Source organism: Aeromonas sp. MR19 (assembly GCF_963899305.1).
GTDB lineage: Bacteria > Pseudomonadota > Gammaproteobacteria > Enterobacterales > Aeromonadaceae > Aeromonas > Aeromonas bestiarum.
On sequence record NZ_CAWQWZ010000011.1, the window covers coordinates 319,928 to 335,813 of the forward strand.

Genomic DNA, 15,886 nt, shown 5'->3' on the forward strand with positions numbered 1-15,886 from the left:
AAGGCCCGGTATAAAGGGCGAGGCTTATGCCACCGCCCGGCGACGGGTGACGAACATGGCGTCCCCGTAGCTGAAGAAACGGTAATTTTCGGTCACGGCCGCCTGATAGGCCGCCATCACGTGATCGTACCCGGCGAAGGCGCTGACCAGCATGATCAGGGTCGACTCCGGCAGATGGAAGTTGGTCACCATGGCATCGACCACCTGGAACTGGTAGCCGGGGAAGATGAAGATGTCGGTGTCGCTGAAAAACGGCGCCAGCGGCTTGCCCTGAGCCAGGCTCACCTTGGCGGCGCTCTCGAGCGAGCGTACCGAGGTGGTCCCCACCGCAATCACCCGGCCACCGCGGGCGCGCGTTGCGGCTATGGCATCCACCACCTCCTGCGGCACTTCAGCATATTCCGAGTGCATGTGGTGATCTTCAATCTTGTCCACCCGCACCGGCTGGAAGGTCCCCGCCCCTACATGCAGGGTGACGAAGGCCAGCTCCACACCCTTGGCCTTGATCCGCTCGAGCAGCGGCTCATCGAAGTGCAGGCCGGCGGTCGGCGCCGCCACGGCGCCCGGCTTCTGGTTGTAAACGGTCTGGTAACGCTCCTTGTCGGCATCCTCGTCGGGGCGGTCGATATAGGGGGGCAACGGCATGTGGCCTATGGCCTCCAGGATCTCCAGCACGGGGCGGGGGTCCTGGAAATGGATCTCGAACAGGGCATCGTGGCGGGCCCGCATCTCGGCTTCGACTTTCTCACCGTCGGGCCCACCATCCAGAATAAGACGGGTGCCGGGCTTGGGCGATTTGGAAGAGCGCACGTGAGCCAGCACGCTGTGTTCATCCAGGATGCGCTCCACCAGCACCTCCAGCTTGCCGCCGCTGGCCTTCTGGCCAAACATGCGCGCCGGAATGACACGGGTGTTGTTGAATACCAGCAGATCGCCGGGGTTGAGCTGGTCCAGCACGTCCACAAATTGACCATGGCGCAGGGCGCCGCTTTGACCATCGAGCTGCAACAGGCGGCTGGCGGTACGCTCTGCCATCGGATAGCGGGCAATCAGCTCGTCTGGCAGATCAAAATGAAAATCGGATACTTGCATCTTTCACCTCGGGGGAATCGGCGGCTAGTCTAGTTATCCCCCTCTTCCAAGGCAACCCAAAAGACCAAAAACCCAAGAGAGACAAGGGATAGCGAGCAATTATGTGAAGCAGGACCAGTTAAAAAACCTTTAAGGTTTTGTATTGACCCTGATCATGTTTTGCCTGTGGGGGCTGGGCTAGGGTGAAAGCAGATACACAAGGAGGCCCACCATGATGACCTTATCCGAGATCATGACAGAACATCCCTTCACTCTGGGTCCGGAAAACAGCGTCAAACAGGCGATGGATCTGATGCAGCAGGAGCGGATCCGCCACATCCCCATCGTCGACGAGCACCATCACCTGCTGGGTCTGGTCACCCTCACCGACATCCTGGCCACCCGCGAGTCCAAGCTGCTGCTCATCAACCCGGAGCGGGAAGCGGAATTCACCGACAGCGTCCAGCTCGACGAGATCATGACCCGCCAGGTGGCGAGCGTGGATCCCCACGCCGGCATCAAGGAGGCGGCGCTCTACCTGCAGCGCCACAAATATGGCTGCCTGCCGGTGCTCAAGGGGCGCAAACTGGTGGGCATAGTCACGGAGTCGGATTTCATTGCGGTTGCCATCAACCTGCTCGAACTGATGGAAGAACAGGAACCGCCCGGCGATTTCTGATCTTTAAAACCTGTAATAAAATTACAATAAAAGCGTTTTCAGCACATGAAATCGGCAATAAAGCTGAAAGACTTTCATTTTGATTGAAAATTTACACCACAACCTTGCTTTGTGATCTGCATCACACTATTATCTCCCCCATGCAATAGTTGCCGAGGGGGAGACGAGGGATTGTGCACCCAGCCTCTTCCTCTCATATGTCTGCAAGTTTGCACACCCCGTAGTTAGTCTTTGCTGTAAAGCTTTTGTTTATATAGCCATTCCTTGTTTGATGACCCGGCCTTGTCCTTACGACAGCGCCGGGATTTTTTTTATCTGCACCCTCCTGCCCTGCCCCGGGCCCCCCTCTTTTTGCGTGTTTCGCCCAGTACGTCACTGCCACGCCCCGTCCCCCCGAGAAAGCTGCCCATTCGCCCCTTGAAAAACCCAAGAACCGCACAGATGTTGAATCTCGACAAGGGGTTACCTCTGCATGTCAGAAATATTCATGTTAGGTACAGCAGCGGTAGGTTATCTAATAGATAGATTGAAGTGATTCAAAATTGCGGCTTTAACCGATTAGGAGAAGCCCCTATGATGAATCCATCGAACGTTAAACGCCTGGTCCGGACAGACTCTTCAATACCAGACAGGCATATGTACATCACCAAGGAGCTAATACATGTCTACCTACATCAACACTGAAATCAAGCCGTTCAACGCCACCGCCTACCACAATGGCAAATTCGTTCAGGTGTCTGACGCTGACCTGAAAGGCAAGTGGTCCGTGGTGTTCTTCTACCCGGCTGACTTCACCTTCGTTTGCCCGACCGAGCTGGGTGACCTGGCTGACAACTACGCCGAATTCAAGAAGCTGGGCGTCGAGATCTACTCCGTCTCCACCGACACCCACTTCACCCACAAGGCATGGCACGACACCTCCGACACCATCCAGAAGATCCAGTATCCGATGATTGGTGACCCGACTGGCGCCATCACCCGCAACTTCGGCGTCATGATCGAAGAAGCCGGTCTGGCTGACCGCGGCACCTTCGTCATCGACCCGCAGGGCATCATCCAGATCGTTGAAATCAACGCTGGCGGCATCGGCCGTGACGCCCTGGAACTGCTGCGCAAAGTCAAAGCGGCCCAGTACGTTGCTTCCCACCCGGGTGAAGTCTGCCCGGCCAAGTGGAAAGAAGGCGATGCCACCCTGGCCCCGTCCCTGGATCTGGTAGGCAAAATCTAAGCCTCCGCTTCCAAGACCGGCCCATTCAAGGGCCGGTCTGCTTTCTGGCCTGACAAAACGCCGACCCGCAATCAAAAGAAGGAATTCGAAGATGTTGGATACCAACCTCAAACAACAGCTGAACACCTATCTGCAGTACATCGTCAATCCCATCGAGATCAGCGTGTCCGGCAATGACAGTGACAAATCCGCAGAGCTGCTGGCATTGGCCACAGAGATCAGCGAGATGTCCCCCAAGATTACCCAGACCTCTGGCACTGCCGCTCGCAAGCCTTCCATGAGCATCGCGCCAAAGGGCCAGGCCCCGCGCGTTCATTTTGCCGGCATCCCCATGGGTCATGAATTTACCTCCCTGGTGCTCGCCCTGCTGCAAAGCGGTGGTCACCCCTCCAAGGCCGATCCGGCCGTGCAGGAGCAGATCCGCAACCTCAAGGGCGAGTTCCACTTCGAGACTTACATTTCCCTCTCCTGCCACAACTGCCCGGACGTGGTACAGGCGCTGAACCTGATGGCGACCCTGAACCCCGGCATCACCCACACCATGATCGACGGCGCCCTGTTCCAGGACGAAGTGAACGAGCGCCAGATCATGGCGGTGCCGAACGTCTATATGAACGGCCAACCGTTCAGCCAGGGTCGCATCTCGCTGGAAGAGATAGTGGCCAAGCTCGACACTGGCGCAGCAGAACGCAAGGCTGAAGAGCTCAATGAAAAAGCGCCTTACGACGTGCTGGTAGTGGGCGGTGGCCCGGCTGGCGCCGCGGCTGCCATCTATGCCGCTCGCAAAGGCATTCGCACCGCCATCGTCGCCGAGCGTTTCGGTGGTCAGGTGATGGACACGGTAGGCATCGAGAACTTCATCTCGGTAACCTACACCGAAGGCCCCAAGCTGGCCGCCAGTCTGGAGCAGCACGTCAAGCAGTACGGCGTGGAAGTGATCACAGAGCAGCGCGCCGCCGCCATCAGCAAGGATGGCTATGTGAACGTGGAGCTGGCCTCCGGCGCCACCTTGAAGAGCCGCGCCGTGATCCTGGCGACCGGTGCCCGCTGGCGTGATCTGAACGTGCCGGGCGAACTTGAATACCGCACCAAGGGCGTGGCCTACTGCCCGCACTGTGACGGCCCCTTCTTCAAGGGCAAGCGGGTGGCGGTGATCGGTGGTGGTAACTCAGGCATAGAAGCGGCCATCGATCTCGCCGGCATCGTCGAGCACGTGACCGTGGTGGAGTTCGCCGATACCCTGCGCGCCGACGAGGTACTGCAGAAGAAGGCGCGCTCCATGGGCAACATCGACATCATCATGAGCGCCCGCACCACGGAAGTGATCGGTGACGGCAGCAAGGTGGTGGGCATGGATTACGAAGATCGCACCACCGGCGAGATCAAGCATCTGGCGGTCGCCGGTATCTTCGTGCAGATCGGCCTGGTGCCGAACACCGAGTTCCTCAAGGGGAGTGAAGTGGCACTGACCCGCTTTGGCGAGATAGAGATCGACGCCAAGGGCGCCACCTCCCTGCCCGGCGTCTATGCCGCAGGCGACGCCACGACGGTGCCGTTCAAGCAGATCATCATCTCCATGGGCGCAGGAGCGACCGCTGCGCTGGGGGCATTTGATTACCTCATCCGCAATGCGGCGCCGGACGCCACCGAGACATCCGCCAAGGCCGATGCCGTGACCGCCTGATAGTCTCCGTTACCAATAAAAAGCCGACTCCCTGGAGCCGGCTTTTTTTATCCGCGTGATTCAGCGACCGCTAGCCGGCCTTCATATCCTGCGGCCCGGACGACTCAGACGTGGCATAGCTGGCAGGCACAGCTTCCCCCGCCAGATCAGTTCTCGGCTCCAGTTCGGCAGTCATGGGAGTATTGGGCGGCACCGGCATGAACACCTGATGATCGGCCAGCGGAATGGGGGCCCGCTGCCGCTTGCGCCAGCCCAGATACGCCGTCAGCAGGGTGCCGCACAGAGCGAAGTAGACGAACAAGCCCTGCGGCCCGAACTGCAGCATGACGAAAGGCGCCAGCAGCGGCCCTATCATGGCCCCCAGGCTGTAGGCGAGCAGCAGCCCCTGATTGGCCCCCAGCACCTGATCCGGGCGCAGCTCATCGCAGGCGTGACTCAGGCTCAGGGGATAGATGGAAAACGCCATCCCCCCCAGCAAGAACACCAGGGTGCCGGTGACAGGCTCGCGCCACGCCTCCGGCAACAGCACCATCAGCAGGGCGAGCAGGGTCAGCACGGCGCCGAGCAGCAGGATCACCAGCCGCCTGTCATAGCGATCGGACATGCGGCCTATGGGATATTGCAGGCACATGCCCCCCAGGATCACCAGCGCCATCATGTCCGCCACCCGCGAGAGCGAGGCGCCGCTGTCGGTAAAATAGAGTGGCAGCAGGCCGTAGATGGCACCGAGGATCAGGCCCGAGGTGAAGCTGCTGCCCATACCCGCCGGGGTAAGCCGCACCAGCTCGATCACCCCGACCGGTTGGGGCGCCACCATGGCGGGCGTCGCCACCCGGGAGAGCGCCAGCGGCACCACAGACAGGGTGGCCGCCATGGCGCACAGGGCAAACGGGGTCAGCACCATGGGATCCACCCACTTGAGCAGCAACTGGCCCATGGCCAGAGATCCGTAGAGCAGTATCATGTAGAGCGACATCAGCCGCCCCCGGTTGGCCGGGGTGCTGGAAACCAGCATCCAGGACTCCAGCACCACGAACAGGCCGCCTGTGGCAAAGCCACCCAGCAGCCGCAGCGCCGCCCAGCTGACGGGTTCCACCACCATGCCGTGCAGCAGGAACAGAAAACAGAGCAGGGAGGCGTAGGCCGCATAGGCCCGGATATGGCCGACCCGTATGATGAGGCGAGCGTTGACGAAGGCTCCCAGCACCAGGCCGCCGAAATAGGCGGCCGACACCAGACCTATGGCCTGCACCGACACCTGCTCGGCCGAGAGTCGCACCGTCAGCAGGGTATTGAGCATGCCGTGGCCCAGAATGAATATCACCAGACTGGCCAAGGGTGACAACAACCTTGTGAGTGTCATGGGGTCTCCCTGTAGGGCTAAACAGCCATGGTACCGTTTGCTTCCCGCCCACTTCAACCCAACCGGCCCCGCCACGGCCGGACTATCCTTGATGAGACCCACCATTGAGGTAACCAAGATGAAACCTGTCCTGTTATTGATTGGCCTGCTCTTTGCCGGCAGTGCCCTCGCGTTTCACTGCCCCGCAGACATGAAGAAGATCGATGATGCCCTCGCCGCAGGCCCCGCCCTCAGCGCCGAGCAGCTGGCCGAGGTGAAGCAGCTGCGCGCCGAAGGCGAGGCACTGCACAAGACGGGCAAGCATCAGGAATCCGTCGATACCCTGGCCAAAGCCCTGGCCCTGCTCGCACCGGCCAAATCCTGACGCAGCCCGAGGCTGAGAAGGCTCCTGCGTGATGTCATGTCAGACATTCGCCATAAACAACAAGGCCACCCGCTGGGGTGGCCTTGGTTTTATCGGGCAGCTGGCCCGCGTTCACTCTGCGCCGCTATTACTTGGCGTAATCCTCGGTCGGGATGCAGGAGCAGAACAGGTTGCGATCGCCGTAGACGTCGTCGATGCGGTTGACCGACGGCCACAACTTGGCGGCGCGCACGGCGTCGGACGGGAAGACCGCCTCGGCGCGGCTGTAACCACGGTTCCACTGCTCGTCCATCACGTCATCCTGGGTATGGGGCGCGTTGACCAGGGGGTTGTCGGCCAGGCTCCAGTGGCCGTCCTGCACCTTGGCTATCTCGGCACGGATGGCGGTCATCGCCTCGACGAAGCGATCCAGCTCGCGCTTGGATTCAGATTCGGTCGGCTCGACCATCAGGGTGCCCGCCACCGGGAAGCTCATGGTCGGCGCATGGAAGCCGTAGTCCATCAACCGCTTGGCCACGTCCATCTCGCTGATGCCGGACGCCTCTTTGAGCGGGCGAATATCCAGGATGCACTCGTGGGCCACCCGGCCGTTGCGCCCGGAATAGAGTACGGGGAAGGATTCCCCCAGCTTCTTGGCCAGATAGTTGGCATTGAGGATGGCCACCTGGGTGGATTTTTTGAGCCCCTCGTCGCCCAGCATGGCGATATACATCCAGCTGATGGGCAGGATACTGGCCGAACCGAACGGGGCTGCCGACACGGCGCCGTTGTTGCGGCTCTCCTTGTCGGTCTTGACCACGGCGTGACCGGCCACGAAGGGTGCCAGGTGTTTCTTCACGCCTATGGGGCCCATGCCCGGGCCGCCACCGCCGTGAGGAATGGCGAAGGTCTTGTGCAGGTTGAGGTGGGAGACGTCCGCCCCGATGAAGCCCGGCGCCGTCAGCCCAACTTGCGCGTTCATGTTGGCGCCATCCAGATAGACCTGACCACCGTGCTGGTGAACGATGTCGCACACCTCCTTGATGGTCTCCTCATACACCCCGTGGGTGGAAGGGTAGGTCACCATCAGGCAGGAGAGCTGATCCCCCGCCTCGGCGGCCTTGGCACGCAGGTCGTCGAGATCCACGTTACCTGACTTGTCACAGGCGGTGACTATGACCCGCAGCCCCGCCATCTGGGCGGAAGCCGGGTTGGTGCCGTGAGCGGAAGCCGGAATGAGGCAGATGTCGCGATGACCATCGCCACGGGACTCGTGGTACTTCTTGATGGCCAGAAGGCCCGCGTACTCGCCCTGAGCGCCAGAGTTCGGCTGCATGCAGACCGCATCGTAACCTGTCACCTTCACCAGCCAGTCTTCGAGGTCGGCCAGCAGCAGCTGGTAGCCCTTGGCCTGGGCCAGCGGCGCAAACGGGTGCAGCTTGCCGAACTCGGGCCAGGTCACCGGGATCATCTCGGCGGTGGCGTTGAGCTTCATGGTGCAGGAGCCGAGCGAAATCATGGCGTAGTTGAGCGCCAGATCTTTCGCCTCGAGACGGTGGATGTAACGCAGCATCTCGGTCTCGGAGTGGTACTTGTTGAACACCTCGTGGGTCAGCACGGCGTCGGTGCGCAGCAGATCCTGCGGTATGCCGTGATGGGTCTGGGCCGCCTTGTCGAGGGCCTCAATGTCCAGGCCGTGGCCTGCCCCCAGGAACAGCTCGAACAGCTCGGCGACATCGCTACGGGTGGTGGTTTCGGAGAGGGACACGCCCACGGCACCATCGAGATCGGCGCGCAGGTTGATGCCGAGCCCTTCAGCCTTGGCGATCAGCTCTGATTTGCCCGTGGTCAGCACTGTGAGGGTATCGAACCAGCTGGCGTGTTTGAGGGCCACGCCCTTGGTTTTAAGCCCCAGCGCCAGGATGCTGGTGAGACGGTGAACGCGGGAGGCGATGGTTTTCAACCCCACAGGGCCGTGGTAGACGGCGTAGAAGCTCGCCATGTTGGCCAGCAGCACCTGGGCGGTACAGATGTTGGAGTTCGCCTTCTCGCGGCGGATATGCTGCTCGCGAGTCTGCATCGCCATGCGCAGGGCAGCCTTGCCGCGGGCATCCTTGGAGACGCCTATGATGCGGCCCGGCATGGAGCGCTTGTAGGCATCGCGGGTGGCGAAGAAGGCGGCGTGGGGGCCACCGTAACCCATGGGCACGCCGAAGCGCTGGGCTGAGCCGAATACCACGTCGGCCCCCAGTTCCCCCGGGGATTTGAGCAGCAGCAAGGAGAGCAGGTCGGCACTGACGCAGGCCAGCCCCTTCTGGGCTTGCACGGCGGCGATCAGGGCACGCAGATCTTTCACCTCACCCGTGGTGGTGGGGTACTGGAACAGGGCACCGAACACCTCTTCACTCACCGCCTCGCCGGCGGGGCCGACGGCCACGTCGAAGCCAAAATGCACGGCGCGCTCCTTGACCACGTCGATCACCTGGGGGTGCACGTCATCGGCCACGAAGAAGAGATGGGACTTGGACTTGGCCATGCGCTTGGCCAGCGCCATGGCTTCGGCGGCGGCGGTGGCTTCATCCAGCAGGGAGGCACTTGCCAGATCCATGCCGGTCAAGTCCAGCGTCAGCTGCTGGAAGTTGAGCAGGGCTTCGAGACGGCCCTGGGCCAGCTCGGGCTGGTACGGGGTGTAGGCGGTATACCAGCCCGGGTTCTCCAGCACGTTGCGCAGGATGACGTGGGGCACATGGGTGTCGTGATAGCCCATGCCGATATAGCTCTTGGCGATCTTGTTCTGGGCGGCGTAGCCCTTGAGCTTGGCCAGTGCCTCCACTTCCGTCATGGGGACGCCGATGCCGAGCGGGCCCGGCCGGCGAATGGCGGCGGGGACCGTCTGCTCAATCAGATCGTCCAGGCTCTCTGCGCCCACGGTGGCCAACAGGGCGCGCACTTCTTCCTCACCCGGGCCTATGTGGCGACGGATGAAATCGGTTTTTTGCTCGAGTTCAAACAGTGACTGGGTCATTTCCCTATTCCTGGTATTAAGTCCTGATAACCAAGACCTGATGTTCCTGATAGCCGGTTGATACCGACTCCACTCATGTTCTGGGTCCCGCAGGCTGGGTGCGGCACCGGATGCTGCGCCAGCATCGACAGGGGATCGCCTTGTTGCGTACCGGCCCGCTTGCCCCCTGGCAAGGCCAGGCTGGCAAACGGCAGGCGCGGGCGACTTCACCCTTCCACCGGCCGGCATGTGCCCGGCTGGCGGTCATACAAAGGGGCCCTGCTGTGTTGGCAGGGCCCGGGGGCATTACTCTTCGTCCACCAGGTTCTGGTAGCCTTCGGCATCCAGCAGATTGGCGAGCTCGCCCGCGTCATCCAGCTTGATGCGGAACAGCCAGCCGGCGCCGTAGGGGTCTGAGTTGACCAGTTCCGGGCTGCCTTCCAGCTCTTCGTTGATGGCGATGATTTCGCCGCTCACCGGGCTGTAGATGTCGGAGGCGGCCTTGACCGACTCGGCCACGGCGCAGTCATCACCGGCGCCAATTTGCTTGCCCACTTCCGGCAGATCGATAAACACCATGTCTCCCAGCAGATCCTGGGCGTGCTCGGTGATACCGACCACGGCCTCGCCGTTGGCTTCAACACGGATCCACTCGTGGGAGGTGGCATATTTCAGTTCGCTCGGGATATGGCTCATTTGTGCTTCCTTCTTATTCACTTGGATCACTTGTACCTGGACCGCGTACAAGGGGTACTGGCGAAGGGCAGCCCCTTCGCCGCAATGGGGTTGTTACACCAGCTTCTGGCCGTTGCGCACGAAAGCGGGCTTGGTGACTTTGACGGTGACCAGCTTCTTGCGGATCTCCACCTCGGCCTGTTCGCCGATGTCGCGGGGCACCCGCGCCAAGGCAATACTGTAGCCCAGGGTCGGCGAGAAAGAACCCGAGGTGATCACACCTTCCCGCTTCTCGCCGCTGGCGGTGGTGAAGGTGACCGGCATGCCGGCACGCAGTACGCCCTTCTCTTCCATCACCAGACCGACCTGCTTGGGCTGAGTGCCCGCCGCCTTCTGTGCTTCCAGCGCGGCGCGACCGATAAATTGGCGGGAGGCCGGCTCGAAGGCCAGGGTCCAGGCCATGTTGGCGGCGAGCGGGCTGATGCTCTCGTCCATGTCCTGGCTGTAGAGGTTCATGCCGGCTTCGAGGCGCAGGGTATCCCGCGCGCCCAGCCCGCAGGGGGCCACGCCGTTGTCCAGCAGCGCCTGCCACAGGTCGCACGCCTTCTCTTGTGGCACCACGATTTCATAGCCGTCTTCGCCTGTGTAGCCTGTGGTGGCGATGAAGAGATCTCCTGCCTGCACGCCGAAGAAGGGCTTCATCCCCTCCACTGCCGCATTTTGCTCAGGAGTGAACACCTTGGCCGTCTTGGCCTTGGCGTTGGGGCCCTGCACCGCGATCATGGCGAGCTCGGGACGTTCGGTCACGCTCACGGCAAAATCGATGGCGTGGTGGCGGATCCAGGCCAGATCCTTCTCGCGGGTGGCGGAGTTCACCACCAGGCGGTAAAACGTATCGCCAAGATAATAGGTGATGAGGTCGTCGATGACGCCGCCTTCCGGATTGAGCATGCCGCTGTAGAGGGCCTTGCCCGGGACTGTGAGTTTGGCCACGTCGTTGGCCAGCAGGTGTTGCAGGAAGGCTTTGACCCGTTCGCCGGTCAAGTCGACTATGGTCATGTGGGAGACGTCGAACATGCCGGCATCGGTGCGCACCGCGTGGTGCTCTTCCAGCTGGGAGCCGTAGTTGATGGGCATTTCCCAACCGTGGAAGTCCACCATTTTGGCGCCGGCTTCCAGGTGCTTGGGATGCAGTACTGTAGTCTGGATCATCGCTGTGTTTCCTTAAGCGTTCGCGACAACACTCGCAATCCGCCCTCCCCTGACAGCCAACAGGACATGCAATCGCCTGTGCAACAGAAAGAGAAAAGACAGTCGGAGTCTGTGCTCGTTCCAGCCCCGCGGGGCAAGAGTGATTCCTTGAACGCAGCGGATTATATGACAAGCGGGCGAGCCTGCCGCTCAAAAAAAACTAATCCACCGCCAGTAAACAGACCCCAGACACTAAGGTAAAAACAGTGATAAAAACAGTCGAACAGCGACTCACACGAGATTAAATTTTGATTTTTACCGTTTCGTCACAATTTGAAGAAAAACGTTTCGCCTGCCACCCAGATTAAAGGCTGATGCCCAAAATGGGTCATCAGCCTCGTCAGATTAGTTTTGTTGTAAAAAAACCTGAGTAGTATTAGATTTTTTCACCCTTGGCCAGGGCGGGCAGTTCGCCATCGAGCCCCATGGCAGCCCGGATCACCCCCTGCTTGAGCGGCACCAGCGCGTCGAAGGCGCACAATCCCACCCCGCGCACCAGCTTCTTGAGGGGGTTGGCCCCGCTGAACAGCCGCTTGAGCCCTTCCATGGCCGCCAGCATGCGGGCCGCCTCGCTCTTGCGCCAGCGCTCGTAGCTGCGCAGGTTGGCCAGCAGACCTATGTCCCCACCGGCACGATGCGTTTGCACAATCTGCTCCGCCAGCGCCGCCGCATCCAGCAGGCCCAGGTTGACCCCCTGCCCCGCCAGCGGATGTATGGTGTGAGCCGCATCCCCCACCAGTACCAGCCGCTCGCGAGCGAAGTCGCGGGCATAGCGGGCGGTGAGCGGGATGGCGCTGCGCGCCCCTTCCACCTTGCACAGCCCCAGCCGGCCATCGAAGGCGGTGGTGAGTTGGCGGTTGAACTGCTCGTCATCGCAGGCGCACAGTGCCTCGGCCCGGCTGGCGGGCACGGACCAGACGATGGAGCAGAGATCCGGTTGCCACAGGGGCAGGAAGGCGAGCGGGCCATCCGGGGTGAAGATCTGGCGGGCCACCGCCTCGTGGGGTTCGGCACAGCGCACCGTCGCCACCAGGGCGTGATGGCCGTAATCCCAGCTGGTGAGCGGAATGTCCGCCTGGCGGCGCACCCAGGAGTGGGCGCCATCGGCGGCCACCACCAGCTTGGCCGACAGCGCGCGGCCATCGTCCAGCAGCAGGAGCGACCCCGCCTCGCCACTTTGCAGGCTGGCGGCCCGGGCCGGACTCAGCAGCTGTATGTTGTCTGCATCCCCTGCATTGCCACCAAGAATCGCCTCCAGCAACGCCAGCTGGATGACCCGGTTCTCAACTATGTGACCGAGCGCCCCCTGGCGCAGACTGGCGGCATCAAAGCCAATCTGGCCGAAGCTGTCCTGCTCCCACACCTGCATCTTCTCGTAGGGCTGCAGGCGCCGCGCCGCTATTCCGGCCCAGGCGCCGACCTGCTGCAAGATGCGCTGGCTGGCCAGACTCAGGGCACTGACCCGGTTGTCCGGCGCGTCGCCGAGCTGGGGTTCGGGCAACTGCCCCTCCACGATGGCAATCTTGAGGCCACTCTCCTTGAGCGCGGCGGCGAGCCCCAGGCCCACCATGCCGCCCCCCACAATCACCACATCCACGTTTTGCATCTGCATCATCTGTTCCTTTCGTGGCTGACCGCCGGGTCAGCAGGGGACGCCCGTTGGCATAGCCCCTTTCAATTCGCGATTGACCGCCGCGGGTGGGCGGCGCCCCTCATTTACGGCACAGGTCGGCCACAAACCCCAGGGTACGGGAGGCCAGCGGCGCCTTGAGGCAAGTCAGCCGTCCCATCAGGGAGAGCGCCAGGTTGCGGCCCGCCACCAGCGGATCGTGGCCATTGGAGAAGAGCTGGGCCAGCGAGGAGGTGAGCCAGATGGTCCGGGCCTGATCCTCCTTGCGCAGCTGCCAGTAACCGTTCAGCACCGCAAAGCTGCCTATGTCCTCCCCCGCCGCGAGCGCGCCGGCAACCGCCTGGGTGAGCAGGTCCAGATCGCGCATACCGAGGTTGAAGCCCTGCCCGGCGATGGGGTGCAGCAGGTGGGCGGCATTGCCCACCAGCACGGTGCGCTGGGCCAGCGGGTAGTCGGTGGCCGTCTGTACCAGCGGATAGACGTGGCGCTGGCCGCATCGCTCGAAACGGCCCAGCCGCCAGCCAAACGCCTGCTGCAACCGGGCGAGAAAGGCGGCCTCATCCAGCCCCATCAGTTCATCCGCCTGCTCCCGCCCGACGCTCCACACCAGGGAGGAGAGCCCATCCTGCATCGGCAGCAAGGCCAGCGGCCCCCCCTGGGTGAAGCGCTCGAACGCCCGCCCGGCGGGATCCTCGGCGGTCTTGACCGTGGCTATGATGGCACTTTGCTCAAAGTCGTGACGAGTGACGGCCATCTTGAAGTGCTGGCGCACGAAGGAGTGACCGCCATCGGCCGCTACCAGCAGCCGGGTCTGGTAGCGCTCGCCACCGGCCAGCGTCAGGGTCACGCCCTCCTCAAGCGGCTCAATGGTCGAGAGCTGGGCCGGGCACAGCATATGGATGTTGGGGCAGGCCGCCATCCCCTGCTGCAGTGTTATGCCGGCCGCCGACAGCTCTATCACCTGGCCGAGCGCGGGCAGACCATATTCCGCCGCCGACAATCCAGCCTGGCCGACGTGGCCCCGATCCGAGACATGGATTTGGGTGATGGGGGAGCAGTGAGGGGCGAAGCGAGGCCAGAGCCCGTGACGGGCCAGTGCCTCGCAGGTGCCCGCAGAGAGCGCGATGGCGCGGGCATCGAAGCCCGGATGGGCATTGAGCTCGGGGGCGCTCGCCTCCAGCAGCAGGATCTGCAGGGGCTCGCCGTCGGCACCTCGCAACGCGGCAAGAGAGAGCGCCAGCACGGCGCCGCTCATTCCACCGCCGACGATAGCCACGTCGACGTGAACCAGATCAGATTGAGACATGAGATGAGAGGAAGAAGCTGGGAACGTGACCTCATGCTATCACAAAGCGGGGGGCCGGGATGCGAGGCCACGGGCAAAAAACGGCGTCACGACCATGATCTGGTTGAAAAAATGCTGAGCTGCCTCCCCCATACGGCCGGATAAAAGCAGAGCGCCACCGGGGCGCTCTGCGTTGTTTTATGCTGTTTCTGTCGCAGGGGCGATCAGTGCAGGGTCGGCGGTGCGATCGGGGTATCGGGACGCTTGCCAAACTCCTCGAAGGTCATCATGACCCCCAGACGTACATGCTCGTAGAGCACCAGGAAGGAGGCTTCGTTCTCGTCATCTTCCTGATCGAACTCGGCAGAGACCTGGGTGATGCTGGCGATGTCCTGGATCATCTCCTGCAACTCTTCGGACGCCCTGGAAAGCTCCTGCTGCACCACGCCAAACCCGGCCAGAAATGCCTGTGACCAGTCAACAAGCGAATCGATGCGCTCATCGAGCGGCGCCTCATCGCTTGGCAGCAGCAGCTCGACGCCCTTCTGGGCCATCAGGCTCTCGACTATCTCGTGATAGAGATCTGTCATCACCTGGCGCACCGGGGCCGGCAAGCCGAAACCGTCGTTGACCAGATCGTTGAAGGGCGGCAGCCAGCTCTTGTCATCCAGTGCCACGCCACCGCAGACGAGACCACAGATCACGCCATGGGCCTCCACCGCCGTTGCCATCAGCTCATGCTGTTCCATCAGGTCGGCCACGGCCGTGTATTTCAGGGGGTTCGTTTTGCTCATCGAAGATCCGCTCAAAGTTCAGGCAAATATGCAAAATTAATGGTCAGGATCCTAGCATTCTCCCCCTTCCAGAGCCAGCAAGGCCTTGAAACTTCTGCATCTGCGCTATATAGTCCCGCCCAGTTGTCCACGTGGATAAAGGCGGAAATCAGCACCGCCGTATTGAGGAAGGCATGAGCACAGAGGCCGTAGAAATCGTCATTTTGGGACGTCCCTACAAGGTATCCTGTCCCTTGGGACAGCAGGATGCCCTGCGCCAGGCCGCCGACCAGCTGACTGACAAACTCATCGAGCTGCGTCAACGTTCCAAGGTCTCCAGCAACGAGCAATTGGCGATCATGGCAGCGCTCAATTTTTGCCATGAGCTCTGCCTTGAAAAAGAGAAGAATCACCAATACTCTGAGACCATGGACAAGCGGATCAAGATGCTGCAACGCACCATAGAAGCGGCCTTGATCGAGCACGGACAGTATGGCGAATCCAGCGGCGAGGGCCTGCAGCCCTAATCGCGCACCGTTTTAAAATTCCCTGGGATGTGCGTCAGCCGGTTCAAGTCCCCGAGCCGATAATCATACCCACCAGGGGATCGGCCTTCTGGCTATTGCGCATGCTCGGCACGACCGAGAAGCCTGCGGTCAGATTCGATTCCCGCCTTGAACCTACGGTTCAAGGGCCCAAACCGGCAACGGCATCTCCGGGGTACCAACAGCAAAAAGCCCGTCATCACGATGACGGGCTTTTTCTTTGTCTCTCGTTTACAGGGACCCAGCGCGACAGCTCATTCTTGTCTGCTCAGGTTCATCCCCTACTTCTCCCCTAACCCAGGCCCCCACGACACCCAGTATCGAGCCAATAAAAAGCCCGCCGGCGAGGGCGGGC

Annotated in this window: 13 protein-coding genes and 1 other RNA gene; 6 read left to right on the forward strand and 8 right to left on the reverse strand. The window is 61.7% G+C overall.

Going from position 1 to position 15,886, the window contains the following annotated elements; all coding sequences use genetic code 11:
• Window positions 1-24: 24 nt before the first annotated feature.
• The gene (queA, locus tag AACQ95_RS07230; RefSeq protein ID WP_241278182.1) at window positions 25-1,092 is read right to left on the reverse strand and encodes a tRNA preQ1(34) S-adenosylmethionine ribosyltransferase-isomerase QueA; all 1,068 of its coding nucleotides are present in this window, start codon (window positions 1,090-1,092) and stop codon (window positions 25-27) included.
• Between the two features lie 211 nt (window positions 1,093-1,303).
• Here queA and AACQ95_RS07235 point away from each other — a divergent pair, with 211 nt between their 5' ends.
• The 3 genes from AACQ95_RS07235 to ahpF all read left to right on the forward strand — a co-directional run bounded on the left by AACQ95_RS07235 (window position 1,304) and on the right by ahpF (window position 4,662).
• A complete protein-coding gene (locus tag AACQ95_RS07235) occupies window positions 1,304-1,750 on the forward strand; it encodes a CBS domain-containing protein (RefSeq protein ID WP_098984366.1) in 447 nt (148 codons plus the stop codon).
• 661 nt (window positions 1,751-2,411) lie between these two features.
• Window positions 2,412-2,978, forward strand: a complete 567-nt coding sequence (ahpC, locus tag AACQ95_RS07240; RefSeq protein WP_017411392.1) for an alkyl hydroperoxide reductase subunit C — start codon at window positions 2,412-2,414, stop codon at window positions 2,976-2,978.
• A gap of 91 nt (window positions 2,979-3,069) precedes the next feature.
• On the forward strand, window positions 3,070-4,662 hold the full coding sequence (gene ahpF, locus AACQ95_RS07245; RefSeq protein ID WP_241278183.1) for an alkyl hydroperoxide reductase subunit F: 1,593 nt from the start codon (window positions 3,070-3,072) through the stop codon (window positions 4,660-4,662).
• 70 nt (window positions 4,663-4,732) lie between these two features.
• On the opposite strand, the gene AACQ95_RS07250 is transcribed toward ahpF, so the two are convergent.
• Window positions 4,733-6,025: an MFS transporter gene (locus AACQ95_RS07250; protein WP_241278184.1), complete on the reverse strand. Its 1,293-nt coding sequence runs from the start codon at window positions 6,023-6,025 to the stop codon at window positions 4,733-4,735.
• A 118-nt stretch (window positions 6,026-6,143) separates the two neighbouring features.
• Between AACQ95_RS07250 and AACQ95_RS07255 the strand changes: the two genes are divergently transcribed.
• Complete coding sequence (locus tag AACQ95_RS07255) at window positions 6,144-6,389, forward strand: hypothetical protein (RefSeq protein WP_241278185.1); 246 nt, start codon at window positions 6,144-6,146, stop codon at window positions 6,387-6,389.
• Window positions 6,390-6,516: 127 nt separating this feature from the next.
• Here the strand turns inward: AACQ95_RS07255 and gcvP are convergent, their stop codons facing one another.
• The 6 genes from gcvP to AACQ95_RS07285 all read right to left on the reverse strand — a co-directional run bounded on the left by gcvP (window position 6,517) and on the right by AACQ95_RS07285 (window position 15,007).
• Window positions 6,517-9,393, reverse strand: a complete 2,877-nt coding sequence (gene gcvP / locus AACQ95_RS07260; RefSeq protein ID WP_241278186.1) for an aminomethyl-transferring glycine dehydrogenase — start codon at window positions 9,391-9,393, stop codon at window positions 6,517-6,519.
• Between the two features lie 285 nt (window positions 9,394-9,678).
• Window positions 9,679-10,068 carry a glycine cleavage system protein GcvH gene (gene gcvH, locus AACQ95_RS07265; protein ID WP_043136806.1) on the reverse strand — a complete coding sequence of 130 codons (390 nt, stop codon included), beginning with the start codon at window positions 10,066-10,068 and terminating at the stop codon, window positions 9,679-9,681.
• 93 nt (window positions 10,069-10,161) lie between these two features.
• Complete coding sequence (gene gcvT / locus AACQ95_RS07270) at window positions 10,162-11,259, reverse strand: glycine cleavage system aminomethyltransferase GcvT (RefSeq protein ID WP_241278187.1); 1,098 nt, start codon at window positions 11,257-11,259, stop codon at window positions 10,162-10,164.
• Between the two features lie 415 nt (window positions 11,260-11,674).
• On the reverse strand, window positions 11,675-12,910 hold the full coding sequence (locus AACQ95_RS07275) for an FAD-dependent 2-octaprenylphenol hydroxylase (protein WP_241278188.1): 1,236 nt from the start codon (window positions 12,908-12,910) through the stop codon (window positions 11,675-11,677).
• A gap of 100 nt (window positions 12,911-13,010) precedes the next feature.
• Complete coding sequence (ubiH, locus tag AACQ95_RS07280) at window positions 13,011-14,234, reverse strand: 2-octaprenyl-6-methoxyphenyl hydroxylase (RefSeq protein WP_241278189.1); 1,224 nt, start codon at window positions 14,232-14,234, stop codon at window positions 13,011-13,013.
• A 203-nt stretch (window positions 14,235-14,437) separates the two neighbouring features.
• On the reverse strand, window positions 14,438-15,007 hold the full coding sequence (locus tag AACQ95_RS07285; protein WP_042034443.1) for a UPF0149 family protein: 570 nt from the start codon (window positions 15,005-15,007) through the stop codon (window positions 14,438-14,440).
• A gap of 173 nt (window positions 15,008-15,180) precedes the next feature.
• Here AACQ95_RS07285 and zapA point away from each other — a divergent pair, with 173 nt between their 5' ends.
• Entirely contained in the window at window positions 15,181-15,513 is a 333-nt protein-coding gene (zapA, locus tag AACQ95_RS07290) for a cell division protein ZapA (RefSeq protein WP_042865847.1), read from the forward strand.
• Between the two features lie 16 nt (window positions 15,514-15,529).
• Window positions 15,530-15,712, forward strand: a non-coding RNA gene (ssrS, locus tag AACQ95_RS07295) — 6S RNA.
• Window positions 15,713-15,886 lie beyond the last annotated feature (174 nt).

Bases quoted from the DNA above. Each gene is read 5' to 3' on its own strand.
- gcvH (WP_043136806.1), bottom strand. From the start codon at position 10,068: ATGAGCCATATCCCGAGCGAACTGAAATATGCCACCTCCCACGAGTGG.
- AACQ95_RS07285 (WP_042034443.1), bottom strand. From the start codon at position 15,007: ATGAGCAAAACGAACCCCCTGAAATACACGGCCGTGGCCGACCTGATG.
- queA (WP_241278182.1), bottom strand. From the start codon at position 1,092: ATGCAAGTATCCGATTTTCATTTTGATCTGCCAGACGAGCTGATTGCC.
- AACQ95_RS07250 (WP_241278184.1), bottom strand. From the start codon at position 6,025: ATGACACTCACAAGGTTGTTGTCACCCTTGGCCAGTCTGGTGATATTC.
- AACQ95_RS07255 (WP_241278185.1), top strand. From the start codon at position 6,144: ATGAAACCTGTCCTGTTATTGATTGGCCTGCTCTTTGCCGGCAGTGCC.
- AACQ95_RS07275 (WP_241278188.1), bottom strand. From the start codon at position 12,910: ATGCAGATGCAAAACGTGGATGTGGTGATTGTGGGGGGCGGCATGGTG.
- ahpF (WP_241278183.1), top strand. From the start codon at position 3,070: ATGTTGGATACCAACCTCAAACAACAGCTGAACACCTATCTGCAGTAC.
- zapA (WP_042865847.1), top strand. From the start codon at position 15,181: ATGAGCACAGAGGCCGTAGAAATCGTCATTTTGGGACGTCCCTACAAG.
- ahpC (WP_017411392.1), top strand. From the start codon at position 2,412: ATGTCTACCTACATCAACACTGAAATCAAGCCGTTCAACGCCACCGCC.
- AACQ95_RS07235 (WP_098984366.1), top strand. From the start codon at position 1,304: ATGATGACCTTATCCGAGATCATGACAGAACATCCCTTCACTCTGGGT.
- ubiH (WP_241278189.1), bottom strand. From the start codon at position 14,234: ATGTCTCAATCTGATCTGGTTCACGTCGACGTGGCTATCGTCGGCGGT.
- gcvP (WP_241278186.1), bottom strand. From the start codon at position 9,393: ATGACCCAGTCACTGTTTGAACTCGAGCAAAAAACCGATTTCATCCGT.
- gcvT (WP_241278187.1), bottom strand. From the start codon at position 11,259: ATGATCCAGACTACAGTACTGCATCCCAAGCACCTGGAAGCCGGCGCC.